Origin of the sequence: Janthinobacterium sp. BJB426 (assembly GCF_002735705.1) — a bacterium.
GTDB lineage: Bacteria > Pseudomonadota > Gammaproteobacteria > Burkholderiales > Burkholderiaceae_D > Janthinobacterium.
Genome location: NZ_PDZL01000027.1, coordinates 1 through 12,149, shown reverse-complemented (window position 1 = coordinate 12,149; position 12,149 = coordinate 1). Strand labels below are relative to the sequence as shown.

The 12,149-nt window shown below is 60.6% G+C and carries 11 protein-coding genes and 2 tRNA genes; 8 read left to right on the top strand and 5 right to left on the bottom strand.

Annotated elements, in window-relative coordinates:
• Window positions 1-88: 88 nt before the first annotated feature.
• Both CSQ93_RS26135 and trxB read right to left on the bottom strand, forming a co-directional pair.
• Window positions 89-763: a Smr/MutS family protein gene (locus CSQ93_RS26135; protein WP_099380552.1), complete on the bottom strand. Its 675-nt coding sequence runs from the start codon at window positions 761-763 to the stop codon at window positions 89-91.
• Window positions 764-770: 7 nt separating this feature from the next.
• Complete coding sequence (gene trxB / locus CSQ93_RS26130) at window positions 771-1,724, bottom strand: thioredoxin-disulfide reductase (protein ID WP_034786153.1); 954 nt, start codon at window positions 1,722-1,724, stop codon at window positions 771-773.
• Window positions 1,725-1,939: 215 nt separating this feature from the next.
• On the opposite strand from trxB, the gene CSQ93_RS26125 reads away from it, so the two are divergent.
• From CSQ93_RS26125 to CSQ93_RS26115, 3 genes are all read left to right on the top strand, one after another.
• Window positions 1,940-4,300 (top strand): DNA translocase FtsK, encoded by a 2,361-nt coding sequence (locus CSQ93_RS26125; protein ID WP_099380551.1) that lies wholly within the window; start codon window positions 1,940-1,942, stop codon window positions 4,298-4,300.
• 30 nt (window positions 4,301-4,330) lie between these two features.
• Window positions 4,331-4,960, top strand: coding sequence for an outer membrane lipoprotein chaperone LolA (gene lolA, locus CSQ93_RS26120; RefSeq protein WP_233516360.1), 630 nt, complete (start codon window positions 4,331-4,333; stop codon window positions 4,958-4,960).
• A gap of 73 nt (window positions 4,961-5,033) precedes the next feature.
• Window positions 5,034-6,341, top strand: a complete 1,308-nt coding sequence (locus tag CSQ93_RS26115; RefSeq protein WP_070304040.1) for a replication-associated recombination protein A — start codon at window positions 5,034-5,036, stop codon at window positions 6,339-6,341.
• A 2-nt stretch (window positions 6,342-6,343) separates the two neighbouring features.
• On the opposite strand, the gene CSQ93_RS26110 is transcribed toward CSQ93_RS26115, so the two are convergent.
• Window positions 6,344-7,081, bottom strand: coding sequence for an NAD-dependent epimerase/dehydratase family protein (locus tag CSQ93_RS26110; protein WP_099380549.1), 738 nt, complete (start codon window positions 7,079-7,081; stop codon window positions 6,344-6,346).
• On the bottom strand, window positions 7,078-7,368 hold the full coding sequence (locus CSQ93_RS29110; RefSeq protein WP_158301373.1) for a DUF2917 domain-containing protein: 291 nt from the start codon (window positions 7,366-7,368) through the stop codon (window positions 7,078-7,080). The genes CSQ93_RS26110 and CSQ93_RS29110 overlap by 4 nt, the downstream gene beginning before the upstream one ends.
• Window positions 7,369-7,548: 180 nt before the next feature.
• Here CSQ93_RS29110 and CSQ93_RS26100 point away from each other — a divergent pair, with 180 nt between their 5' ends.
• The 5 genes from CSQ93_RS26100 to CSQ93_RS26080 all read left to right on the top strand — a co-directional run bounded on the left by CSQ93_RS26100 (window position 7,549) and on the right by CSQ93_RS26080 (window position 11,338).
• Window positions 7,549-8,970, top strand: a complete 1,422-nt coding sequence (locus CSQ93_RS26100) for an aminotransferase-like domain-containing protein (RefSeq protein WP_099380547.1) — start codon at window positions 7,549-7,551, stop codon at window positions 8,968-8,970.
• A gap of 149 nt (window positions 8,971-9,119) precedes the next feature.
• Window positions 9,120-9,323, top strand: coding sequence for a hypothetical protein (locus CSQ93_RS26095; RefSeq protein WP_099380546.1), 204 nt, complete (start codon window positions 9,120-9,122; stop codon window positions 9,321-9,323).
• Window positions 9,324-9,457: 134 nt separating this feature from the next.
• Window positions 9,458-10,747, top strand: a complete 1,290-nt coding sequence (gene serS, locus CSQ93_RS26090; protein ID WP_099380545.1) for a serine--tRNA ligase — start codon at window positions 9,458-9,460, stop codon at window positions 10,745-10,747.
• 76 nt (window positions 10,748-10,823) lie between these two features.
• Window positions 10,824-10,913, top strand: a tRNA-Ser gene (locus CSQ93_RS26085).
• Between the two features lie 335 nt (window positions 10,914-11,248).
• A tRNA-Ser gene (locus tag CSQ93_RS26080) sits at window positions 11,249-11,338 on the top strand.
• Window positions 11,339-11,503: 165 nt separating this feature from the next.
• On the opposite strand, the gene CSQ93_RS26075 is transcribed toward CSQ93_RS26080, so the two are convergent.
• Window positions 11,504-12,031 (bottom strand): hypothetical protein, encoded by a 528-nt coding sequence (locus CSQ93_RS26075; protein WP_099380544.1) that lies wholly within the window; start codon window positions 12,029-12,031, stop codon window positions 11,504-11,506.
• Window positions 12,032-12,149: the final 118 nt, after the last annotated feature.

Sequence of the window (12,149 nt, the reverse complement as noted above, 5' to 3'; positions counted from 1 at the left end):
AGGTTAACATGACACGGCCCCGAATGGTGACAAACGGGGCCGTGTGCAGTGCGGAACTTGTTATTGAATTGTGATCTTGCTGTCAAGGCTAACGGATGGGCTGCAGCGCTGCGGAAAGTAAAACGACGAGGGCGCCATCGCCTCCTTCGGAGCGGCGCGCCTGGCAAAAGGCGATGACTTCATCTTTTTGCACGAGCCAGCTGTGTACCATCGATTTCAAGACCGGTTCCTGGCCTTTCGAGCCAAAACCCTTGCCGTGGATCACGCGCACGCAGCGCAGCTTGCGCCGCGTCGCCTGGTTTAAAAAGGCGCCGATGCCGTCGCGCGCCTCGTCACGGCGCAAGCCGTGCAAGTCCAGCTCATCCTGGATAGGCCAGTGGCCCTTGCGCATCTTCTTGACCACGTCCGGTCCCACGCCGGGACGGGCGTAGTTCAGGGCCGGATCGTTTTCCAGGTAATGGTCGACTTCAAACAAGTCCGACAGCGATTCGCGCAACACGGCAGCATCGTCCTCTTCCGGAGACAACTTGCGCGCCGGCTGCTGGGCCGCCATGGCGCCCGCCTTGGGCAAGCTGGGCACGTAGCGGTCCGACTCGGGCAGGCGCTTGACGCCGCCGATGCTGGCCTTGAACAGATTGCTCTCCACGGCCTGCACCTTGACCTGCTGCGCGCGCTCAGCCGCGGCTTGCGCGCGCGCATCCGCCTGCTCCTTGAGCTGCTTGCTGACCGCTTTCAGGTCGGCAAAGTCTTTCATCGACGCCATGCGACGCTTACTCCTGGCCTTCCAGGTAGCGCTGGGCGTCCAGTGCTGCCATGCAACCCGTGCCGGCGCTGGTGATGGCCTGGCGGTAGATATGGTCTTGCACGTCGCCGGCGGCAAACACGCCCGGTGCGCTGGTGGCGGTGGCCATGCCTTCCAGGCCCGTTTTGGTCTTGATGTAGCCGTTGTGCATTTCCAGCTGGCCTTCGAAGATGCCCGTGTTCGGCTTGTGGCCGATGGCGATGAACACGCCGTGCACGGAGAGCGCTTCAACCTTGCCATCGATGGTGGACTTGATGTTCAGACCCGTCACGCCGCCTTCGTTGCCTGTCACTTCATCCAGAGTGTGGTTATATTTCAACACAATCTTGCCCTCGGCAACCTTGGCGTTCAGGCGGTCGATCAGGATCGCTTCCGCGCGGAACTTGTCGCGGCGGTGGATCAGCGTGACTTTATTGGCGATGTTCGACAGGTACAGCGCTTCTTCGACGGCCGTGTTGCCGCCGCCGACAACGGCCACTTCCTGGTTGCGGTAGAAGAAGCCATCGCAGGTGGCGCAGGCGGACACGCCCTTGCCCATGAATTCCGCTTCCGATGGCAGGCCCAGGTATTGCGCGGACGCGCCCGTGGCGATGATCAAGGTGTCGCACGTGTATTCGTGGCTGTCGCCCTTGAGGCGGATCGGTTTTTCATTCAGGAAGGTGGTATGGATGTGGTCAAACACGATTTCCGTATTGAAACGCTCGGCGTGTTGCAGCAAGCGCTGCATCAGGTCCGGACCTTGCACGCCCATTGGATCGCCTGGCCAGTTTTCCACGTCGGTGGTGGTCATCAATTGACCGCCTTGTTCCACGCCGGTGACCAGCATCGGGTTCAGGTTGGCGCGGGCGGCGTAGACGGCGGCGCTGTAGCCGGCTGGGCCGGAGCCGAGGATCAAAACGCGGGCGTGTTTGGTAGTGGTCATGGGAGGCTTCTCTATGAGTGGGGTCTATCCGAATTGGGGGCATACGCGCGAAGAACAAGGGCGTATTGCGCTTGCGCAAACAATCCACGATTATAGACCAAGCCGCCTGTAGCGACGAATCGTGGGGCCGTCCGGGGCATATATGGCTTAGAATACTTCCTTATTATGGGAAATTCCCTTTCAGAAACATTTTTCACCTTGCAGCGCTTCCCAGAATGACTAAACCAGCCCAGGCCAATCAAAATAGCTACACCCGAAAACCGGTCGAACGCCGGCCCCTGCCCAACCGGCTGGTGCGGCTGCTGTCCGAGGCGCGCTGGTTCGCGCTGGCCGCGTTTGCCCTGTATTTCGTGCTGATACTGGCCAGCTTCAACAAGCTCGACCCGGGCTGGTCGCATGCCACCAACGTCGACAAGGTCGCCAACCTGGGCGGCAAGCTCGGTGCGACCTTCTCCGATCTGTTGCTGTATATCTTCGGCTTTTCCGCCTGGTGGTGGTGCGTGTGGCTGCTGCGCACGGTGTGGCATGGCTATCGCCGCCTGAGCAAGCGCTTCCTGCTGGAAGAGGAAGAGGTGGAGCGCGAGCACCACGTCGAGATGCTGATCCGCATCGTCGGCTTCTCCATCATGCTGATCGGCAGCATGGGACTCGAATACCTGCGCATGGCGAAGAGCCTGCACGTGCAGCTGCCGCGCGATCCCGGTGGCGTGCTGGGCCAGCTGGTGGGGCACTCGGCCCACGTGGCCTTCGGTTTCACTGGCGCGACCTTGCTGCTGTTGCTGCTGTTCGGCCTGGGCTTTTCCCTGTTCTTCCACGTATCGTGGCTGCAAGTGGCCGAACGCATTGGCGGCGCCATCGAAGATGCCTTCAACTGGTTCGTGCTGCGCTACCAGGACCGCGAAGACCGCCGCCAGGGCGAAGTGGCTGCCGTGCGCCGCGACGAGGTGGTGGTCATCGAACGGGCCAAGCACGTGGAGAAACACGTGGCCGCGCCGCCCGTGAAGATCGAGCCGCAGGTGGTGACCGTGGTGAAATCGGAGCGCGTGGAGAAGGAACGCCAGGCGCATCTGTTTGAAACCCCCGGCGACGGCAAGCTGCCGCCGCTGTCCTTGCTCGATGAAGCGCCACCCGTGGTGGAAACGGTTTCCGTGGAAACCCTGGAATTCACGAGCCGCCTGATCGAAAAGAAATTGTCGGACTTTGGCGTGGATGCCAAGGTAGTGGCCGCTTACCCCGGCCCTGTGGTGACGCGCTATGAAATCGAGCCGGCCACGGGCGTCAAGGGCAGCCAGATCGTCGGCCTGGCGCGCGACCTGGCCCGTTCGCTGTCGCTTACTTCCATCCGTGTAGTGGAAACCATTCCCGGCAAGAATTACATGGCGCTGGAATTGCCGAATAGCAAGCGCCAGATCGTGCGCCTGACGGAAATCCTTGGCTCCAAGGTCTACAACGATGGCGTATCGAGCCTGACGATTGCGCTGGGCAAGGATATCGCCGGCAAGCCCGTCGTGGCGGATCTGGCCAAGATGCCCCATTTGCTGGTGGCCGGTACCACCGGTTCCGGTAAATCGGTCGGCATCAATGCGACGATCCTGTCGTTGCTGTACAAATCCGACCCGCTCGATGTGCGGCTGATTTTGATCGATCCGAAGATGCTGGAAATGTCTGTCTACGAAGGCATTCCGCACTTGCTGGCGCCCGTCGTCACCGACATGCGCCAGGCCGGCCACGCGCTGAACTGGGCCGTAAACGAGATGGAGCGCCGCTACAAGCTGATGAGCAAGATGGGCGTGCGTAACCTGGCCGGCTATAACGCAAAAATTGCTGACGCGAAAAAGCGCGAAGAACACATCCCGAATCCGTTCAGCCTGACACCGGACTCGCCGGAGCCGCTGGAAAAACTGCCGACCATCGTCATCATCATCGACGAACTGGCCGATTTGATGATGGTAGTGGGCAAAAAAGTCGAGGAATTGATCGCGCGTATCGCGCAAAAGGCGCGCGCCGCCGGCTTGCACTTGATTCTGGCCACGCAGCGCCCATCTGTAGACGTGATCACGGGCTTGATCAAGGCGAACATCCCGACGCGTATTGCTTTCCAGGTATCGTCGAAGATCGACTCGCGCACCATTCTCGACCAGATGGGCGCGGAAACCCTGCTGGGCATGGGCGACATGCTGTACATGCCGCCCGGCACCGGTTTGCCGATGCGCGTGCACGGCGCGTTCGTGTCCGATGAAGAAGTCCACCGCGTTGTCAGCCATCTGAAGCTGCAGGGCGAACCGAATTACATCGAGGGCATCCTCGAAGGCGGCACCCTGGAAGGCGACGGCGCCGAAGGCGGCGCGCCGGGCGAGGGCGGCGGCGAGGCCGATGCCCTGTATGACCAGGCGGTGGCGGTGGTGCTGAAAAACCGCCGCGCCTCGATTTCGCTGGTGCAGCGCCATTTGCGCATCGGCTACAACCGCGCCGCCCGTCTGCTCGAGCAGATGGAGCAGAGCGGGGTGGTATCAACCATGCAATCCAATGGCAACCGGGAAATCCTGGTGCCGGCGGCAAGTGCCGAACAAGGGTAAAGAATGAAAAGCAATACTTTCGCAGCAAAAATGATGATCGGCGCGGCCAGCGTTGCCTGCGGCCTGCTGTTCGCGGCCAGTGCCTCGGCCAGCGCGTTGGAACAGTTCAAGAGCTTTGCGGCCGGCACCAAGTCGGCCAAGGGCGAGTTCGTGCAGCGCCAGGTCAAGAAGGCGGACGCCAGCGGCAAGTCGAAAGTGTCGACACCGGCCAGTGGCACGTTCGAGTTTGCCCGTCCAGGCAAGTTCATCTGGACGTATCTGAAACCGTACGAGCAGCTGCTGCAAGCGGATGGCGACAAGCTGTATATCTATGACAAGGACTTGAGCCAGGTAACGGTCAAGAAACTGGGCGACGCGCTCGGTTCCTCGCCAGCGGCCATCTTGTTCGGCAGCAACGACCTGGAAAAGAATTTCACCCTGGCTGAAGCGGGCACGCGCGATGGCCTGGAATGGCTGAAAGCGACGCCGAAAGCCAAGGACACAACGTTTGACGAAATCACCATCGGCCTGCGCAATGGCGTGCCGGAAGCGATGGAATTGCGCGATTCGTTCGGTCAGACGTCGGTGCTGGCGTTCAAGAATTTCCAGAAAAATCCGGCGCTTTCGGCTAATCACTTTAAATTTGTCATGCCCAAGGGTGCCGACGTCATTAATAATTAAGACTGTCGCGCCTTGCGTATGAGCCAGCCTCGCAGCAATGCGGGGCTTTTGCATTCTTATTAGGTAACTCATTATGGCGGATCTCTTTTCCACCGCACCACGCCAGCCGCTGGCCGAAGCCTTGCGGCCAGCCACCCTGAACGAAGTCATCGGCCAAACGCATCTGCTGGGCGTGGGCAAGCCGCTGCGCCTCGCGTTCGAGGCGGGCAAGGCACACTCGATGATCTTGTGGGGGCCGCCCGGCGTGGGCAAGACGACTCTGGCACGGCTGATGGCGAACGCGTTCGACAGCGAATTCATCGCCTTGTCCGCCGTGTTTGCGGGTGTAAAAGATATCCGCGCAGCCATGGACCAGGCCCGCCACAGCCTGGACCAGTTCGGCAAGCACACTTTATTATTTGTCGACGAGATCCACAGGTTTAATAAATCGCAGCAGGACGCCTTGCTGCCCTTCGTCGAATCGGGCCTGGTGACCTTCATCGGCGCGACGACGGAAAACCCCAGTTTCGAAGTGAACTCGGCGCTGCTGTCGCGCGCGCAAGTGTATGTATTAAAGTCGCTCAACGAAGACGAGATGAAGCAGTTGCTGGCCAAGGCGCAGTCCACGGCCCTGACGCACCTGACCTTTGACGAGGCGGCCGCCGATACCCTGATCGGCTACGCGGACGGCGATGCGCGCCGCTTCCTGAATTTGCTGGAACAGGCCGAGACGGCCGCCAGCTCGACGGGCACGACCAAAATCGACGCGGCCTTCGTCGACAATGCGCTCACCTTGAATTCGCGCCGCTTCGACAAGGGCGGCGACAATTTCTATGACCAGATTTCCGCCCTGCATAAATCCGTGCGCGGCTCGAACCCGGACGCGGCCCTGTACTGGTTTTGCCGCATGATCGACGGCGGCGCCGACCCCCGTTATTTGTCGCGGCGCATCGTGCGCATGGCCTGGGAAGACATCGGCCTGGCCGACCCCCGTGCCTTGACCATGGTCAACGACGCTGCGGAAACGTATGAGCGGCTCGGTTCGCCCGAAGGCGAGCTGGCGCTGGGCCAGGCCGTCATCTACCTGGCGATCGCCGCGAAAAGCAATGCCGGCTATAACGCCTTCAATACGGCCATGGCGTTTGTCAAGAAGGACAAGTCGAAGGAAGTGCCCGTGCACTTGCGCAATGCGCCGACGAAGCTGATGAAGGAACTGGGCTACGGCCACGCCTATCGCTACGCGCACGACGAACCCGATGCGTATGCGGCCGGTGAAACCTACTTCCCGGACGGCATGGCCGAACCGGGCTGGTACCAGCCCGTGCCGCGCGGCCTGGAAAGTAAAATTGCCGACAAGCTGGCCTGGCTCCGCGAGCTGGACAGGAAAGCAGGGAAGGGCTGAGGCTACAGTCCCAGCAAGCTAAAACCGTCATCCTGCGGCGCGTAGCCCACCAGCCGGCGCGTTGCTTCGATGGCTAGCCGCTTGTAGCGGTTGTCCGACACGCCATGCACGACGTGGTAGCCGGCCGGTACATCCGCCACGATGCAGCGGGCCAGCAACTGCACCACGTCCCGTTCGCTGATGAAGGCGGCGATGTCGCGCGCGCTGTGCTCCTGGCCTGGCGCAAAGTTGGCCACGTTGGCGATGCGCACGGCGATCGCCGTCATGCCATGCTGGTGCGCGAACGCGGAAGCGACGCCTTCACCGAAGGCCTTGCTGGCGCCATACATGTTCGCTGGACGGGCCGGCATGTTTTCCTGCACTTGCACGTCCAGCGGATATCCTTCGATGGCTTGCGCGCTGCTGGCAAACACCACTCTTTGCACGCCCTGCGCCTGCGCCGCGCGGAAGATGTTGTGCGTGCCGACAATGTTCGGCTGCAGCAGTTGCGCATCGAAATCGGCGCTGGCGTGCGGCACGCCGGCCAGGTGCAGCACCACATCGATATCGGCACAGGCGGCCAGGCAGGCCGCATAGTCGCTGACGTCGAGCTCGATGGATGGGCAGGGCGCTTCGGCCAGCTTGCCTGTGTGCAGGTCGGCCAGGCGCAGGGAGAATTCCCCGTGCCGGCGCTTCCAGAAAGCGGTGCCGATGATGCCGGCGGCGCCCGTGACGAGGACGCGCAGTGGTTCTTGAATCATGTATTCCTTGTATTCAGTGTGTGAGGCAGTGCCAGGTGCAGCCAGCGCAGCAGGGTGGGCCGGGGTGTGGTTGTGCCATGCACGCGGATGTGTCCGCTGCCTACGGCTTCGACCAGCACCAGGCCGTCATTCGGTATCGTATAGCGTTCGCCGCTGCGCAGCACGCAATCCTCGAACTGGGCGTAGGCCGTGATCCACGCCGTGCCGGACAGGCATTCGATGACCCTGGCGTGCGCTTTTTCCAGGCGCAAGGGCCGTTCGCTGCGTAATTCGTGGTCGGTATGCATGGCATCGCTCCTGTTGTGCTGACAGGAACAGCTTAGGCGCTTGCGACGAACCATGACAGATGCAGGAAAACGAAATTGTGATGAATACAGTACATTTCGTCGTAGACTGTGCTTATCAAAAAACTCGGCAACTGTATCTGTGCGTGCCGCGCGCGGCAGCCGCATACTGAAGGGATGAACATGAGCGCGCATTTGAATCTGTACGAGCACCTGGCCAACGAGCTGGGCGCCCTGATCGACTCGCGCGTGTTTGCGCCCGGCGACCGCTTGCCGTCGATTCGTCACCTGGCGCAGCAAAAGCGGATCTCGATCAGCACCGTGATGCAAGCCTTGCGCCTGATGGAAGACCGGGGGCAAGTCGATGCGCGGCCCCAGTCCGGCTATTTCGTGCGCCACCGCGCGCCGCGCCGCCCGTGCAGCGCGGACGCCCAGCACTTGAAGGAGCCGGCCTTTGTCGGCATCAACAATCTGTTGATGCGCGTGCTGAAGGACAACGAGACGGCGAATATCGTGCAGCTGGGCACGGCCTGGCCGCCCGACGAGATCCTGCCGATCAAGCGCATGCAGCGCACCATCAGCGCCGTGGCGCGGCGCGAGCCCGCGTTACTGAGCAAGGTCAGCTGCTACGACGTCAGCGAAGGCAATTTTCTGCGCCAGGTTACGCGCCGCGCGCTGGATTGGGGCAAGCTGGACCCGCACGAGATCGTCGTGACGAATTCCTGCACGGAAGCGATCAGCCTGTGTTTGCGCGCCGTCGCCAAGCCGGGCGACACCATCGCCATCGAGTCGGCCACGTATTTCGTGCTGCTGCAAATGATCGAAAGCCAGGGCATGAAGGCGCTGGAAATTCCCACCGACCCGAAGACGGGGCCGTCGCTCGACGCGCTGGAACTGGCCTTGCGCGCGGGCCTCGTGCAGGCGTGCCTGTTCGTGCCGAACGCAAATAATCCTTTGGGTTGCGTCATGCCGGAAGAAAACAAGAAGCGGCTGGCGGGGCTGCTGTCTGAATTCAATATTCCATTGGTGGAAGACGATGTCTATGGAGACCTGTGCTTTGCTCCGCAGCGGCCGTGGCCCGTGAAAGCCTACGACACGAGCGGCAACGTTTTGCTGTGCTCCTCGTTTTCCAAGGCCATCACGCCCGCCTCGCGTGTCGGTTACGTGCTGGCCGGGCGTTTCGCGCAGGAAGTGGCCTTGCTGAAAACCGTGTCGAGCGGCGCCACCAGCCATTTCTTCCAGGCCGTGCTGGCCGATTTTCTGGATGGCAGCAGCTACGACCAGCAATTGCGCAAGATGCGGCGCACCCTGGTGCAGCGCATCGCGCGCATGTCCGATGCCGTGGCGGCCAGTTTTCCGCTTGAGTGCATGCTGTCCGAGCCGCAGGGCGGTTTCGTGCTGTGGGTGCAGATGCCGCCGCAAGTCGATGCGCTGGCCCTGCATGGCAAGGCTATCGCGGACGGCGTGGCGTACATGCCGGGCCAGCTGTTCTCGGCCTCGGGCAAGTTCAGCAATTATCTGCGCCTCAATTGCGGCAATGCGTGGACGCCGCGCATCGAGCAGGCGATTGGCCGCCTCGGTCGTCTCGTCAAGGACGCCTTGTAACTATTCTTTGCGCTTCAGTCCCCGTTTTTCACCGTTCGCTCCCTGTTTTTCGCTGCTGGTCGCAAGCCGGTGGCGTTGTTCGTGGCCGTTGGCTAAAGTACCACCATACCAGCAGCAGTCAACGAAACAAACTAACCAGGAGTAACATCATGAACGCACTGAAAAACATGGAAATCACCTTTGTCGCCGCCGCCATCATCGCCATCGGCGCCAGCTTCGCCACCGCCGGCGCGAATACCGTGGAAGTGAGCGCCAGCAGCACCGTGGTCGCCCAGGCTGCCGACAGCACGATGCCTGTCGTTACCGTCAGCGCCCGCCGCCTGACCGCTGCCGAAAAAGCCGCCTTTATCTGAACACCGGTTGTAAAGCGGGCGCGAGTGCCCAGCCAGGCTGCCATGACGATGGTTGACCTTGCGCAAAACTCATCGAAGTGAACAGGGTCTTGGTACAATGAGTGCTTTCGATACATCGGCACCGCCATCCACCCATGATAGATATCCAACTTCTCCGTAAAGACATCGCCAACGTCGCAGAACGCCTGGCGACGCGCAAATTCCAGCTCGACGTGGCAGGTTTTACCGCCCTCGAAGCCGAACGCAAGGCGATCCAGACGCGCACCGAAGAGCTGCAGGGCAAGCGCAATGCGCTGTCCAAGCAAATCGGCATGTTGAAAGGCAAGGGGGAAGACACCTCGGCCGTGATGGCACAAGTGGCCGGCCTGGGCGATGAGCTGAAAGCCGATGAAGCGGCCCTGAGCGTCGTGCAAGCCAAGCTGAGCGATTTCATCATGGCCGTGCCGAACTTGCCGCATGAATCGTCGCCCCTGGGTACGGACGAGTCGGGCAACGTGGAAGTGCGCAAGGTCGGCACGCCACGCACGTTTGACTTTGAAGTCAAGGATCACGTCGACGTGGGCGCCCCGCTGGGCCTCGATTTCGAAGTGGCCACCAAGCTGACCGGTTCGCGCTTCTCCGTCATGAAAGGCGGCATCGCCCGCCTGCACCGCGCACTGGCGCAATTCATGCTCAACACCCACGTGGACGAGCATGGCTACACGGAATGCTATACGCCGTACATGGTCAACGCCGATTCGCTGCGCGGTACGGGCCAGCTGCCGAAATTTGAAGCCGATCTGTTCTCGGTGAAAAAAGGCGGCGCGGAAGGCGAGGGCGAGACCTTCTACCTGATCCCGACCTCGGAAGTGTCGCTGACGAATATCGCGCGCGATGAAATCCTGGCGCTCGACCAATTGCCCCTGAAGATGACGGCCCACACGCCATGCTTCCGTTCGGAAGCTGGCAGCTATGGCCGCGACACGCGCGGCATGATCCGCCAGCACCAGTTCGACAAGGTGGAAATGGTGCAAGTGGTGCATCCGGACACGTCGTACCAGGTGCTCGATGACATGGTCGGCCATGCGGAAGCCATCCTGCAACGCCTGGGCCTGCCATACCGCGTGATGTCGCTGTGCACGGGCGACATGGGTTTCGGCGCCACCAAGACCTTCGACCTGGAAGTGTGGTTGCCGGCGCAAAATACTTACCGCGAAATCTCGTCCCTGTCGAACTGCGAAGCCTTCCAGGCCCGCCGCATGCAGGCGCGTTTCCGCAACGCCGCCGGCAAGCCGGAACTGGCGCACACCCTGAACGGCTCCGGCCTGGCAGTGGGCCGCACCTTGGTCGCCGTGCTGGAAAACTACCAGCAGGCAGACGGCAGCGTCGAGATCCCGCCAGTGCTGCGCCCGTACATGGGGGGCCTGACGCATCTGACGGCTTAAAATAGTCCTTTTCTTTTCGCCGCGGGCTGCTATAATCTTGCCTTCTCGCAGCAATGCGGGAGAGACCGCAGCAAATGGAGAGGTGGCAGAGTGGTCGAATGTACTTGACTCGAAATCAAGCGTACGTTAAATCGTACCGTGGGTTCGAATCCCACCCTCTCCGCCAGAACAAATAGAGAAAGCTCCCGCAAGGGGGCTTTTTTTATTTGTGGCGGCGGAAAGGAGCAAGGCGCCTGCGCGCCTTGCGCGTGGGATTCGAAGCCCCGCGCATATTTGCGCGGGGCTCTCCGAATTGCCAAATTGGTTTTTACGCGTGCGCCAAGGCAGCAAATTCAAAGACGGGAATCCACGCGCGCGAGCCTCCCCGAATCGCCCAAATGGTTTTTGCTTTTCAAAAGCAAGATTAGCAATAAACCCCCTACCCAACCCAACAACACCCATGCTAAAATAGCGCCTCGTTCAAACCGGCGCGCCAGTTTGAATGAATAGACCGCAGTAAACGGAGAGGTGGCAGAGTGGTCGAATGTACTTGACTCGAAATCAAGCGTACGTTAAATCGTACCGTGGGTTCGAATCCCACCCTCTCCGCCAGAATACATAAGAGAAGCTCCCGCAAGGGAGCTTTTTTTATTCCCGCAAGGTCAAAAAGCCACCAGCTCAAAGTCCAGGTAGAAAAAATCGCCCAAAGCGCGCAGCGCAAGGCGTTTTTTCCTCCATTCAAGTTCTAATAACTAGCGCCGCCACTAACGCAACAAGCTAGTGCACCAGCCTAGCCACAGCAAACGCCACGCCCGACATAGCAATTATCGTTCCCACACACGACAGAATGACAGCCGACTTCGCCTCAGCCACATCGGATTTGGTCGCATAATTGGAGCGCACCACTGCCAAGTCCAGTTTCAAGTTGCCGACATCCGCCTTGAGAACGGCAATATCCGCTTTTACACCAGCCATGTCTTTTGCGAGTGCGTTGAGCTGCTCGTCCATGGTGCAATCCTCCGTGCTTTTGATTCCATGCTCCTCGCTTTTTTCACTCCTGTCAAACAGTGTCCCGAGAGTATCGTGCATGGCCTTACTATTCCTTGCCAAGCGTTGCGCCAGTACCGTCGCGCGCTGCAGGTCTGCCATTCCTTTGCCCTGAAGCTGGTCCGTGGCAGTCTGTAATTCGGCAGCGATCTGTTCGCTGAGGCTGGCTGCAACCTGCAGCCATGCATCGATCTTGCGCTGGCGTGCCTGCCGCTGCGGCGCATCAGGCCGCGCCTGTGTATCGTTCAGCTTGTGCATGCTGCGTCCTTTTCAACTTTTTGGTGGCGCCGATGCTGTCCACGCTACCCTTCGCTGCTGCCGCCCACCTTGAGCCCCCTCAGCCTATGGTAATCTACCCGTCTCTTATACACATCTG

Bases quoted from the DNA above. Each gene is read 5' to 3' on its own strand.
- CSQ93_RS26110 (WP_099380549.1), bottom strand. From the start codon at position 7,081: ATGATTCAAGAACCACTGCGCGTCCTCGTCACGGGCGCCGCCGGCATC.
- lolA (WP_233516360.1), top strand. From the start codon at position 4,331: ATGATGATCGGCGCGGCCAGCGTTGCCTGCGGCCTGCTGTTCGCGGCC.
- CSQ93_RS29110 (WP_158301373.1), bottom strand. From the start codon at position 7,368: ATGCATACCGACCACGAATTACGCAGCGAACGGCCCTTGCGCCTGGAA.
- CSQ93_RS26100 (WP_099380547.1), top strand. From the start codon at position 7,549: ATGAGCGCGCATTTGAATCTGTACGAGCACCTGGCCAACGAGCTGGGC.
- serS (WP_099380545.1), top strand. From the start codon at position 9,458: ATGATAGATATCCAACTTCTCCGTAAAGACATCGCCAACGTCGCAGAA.
- CSQ93_RS26125 (WP_099380551.1), top strand. From the start codon at position 1,940: ATGACTAAACCAGCCCAGGCCAATCAAAATAGCTACACCCGAAAACCG.
- CSQ93_RS26115 (WP_070304040.1), top strand. From the start codon at position 5,034: ATGGCGGATCTCTTTTCCACCGCACCACGCCAGCCGCTGGCCGAAGCC.
- trxB (WP_034786153.1), bottom strand. From the start codon at position 1,724: ATGACCACTACCAAACACGCCCGCGTTTTGATCCTCGGCTCCGGCCCA.
- CSQ93_RS26075 (WP_099380544.1), bottom strand. From the start codon at position 12,031: ATGCACAAGCTGAACGATACACAGGCGCGGCCTGATGCGCCGCAGCGG.
- CSQ93_RS26095 (WP_099380546.1), top strand. From the start codon at position 9,120: ATGAACGCACTGAAAAACATGGAAATCACCTTTGTCGCCGCCGCCATC.
- CSQ93_RS26135 (WP_099380552.1), bottom strand. From the start codon at position 763: ATGGCGTCGATGAAAGACTTTGCCGACCTGAAAGCGGTCAGCAAGCAG.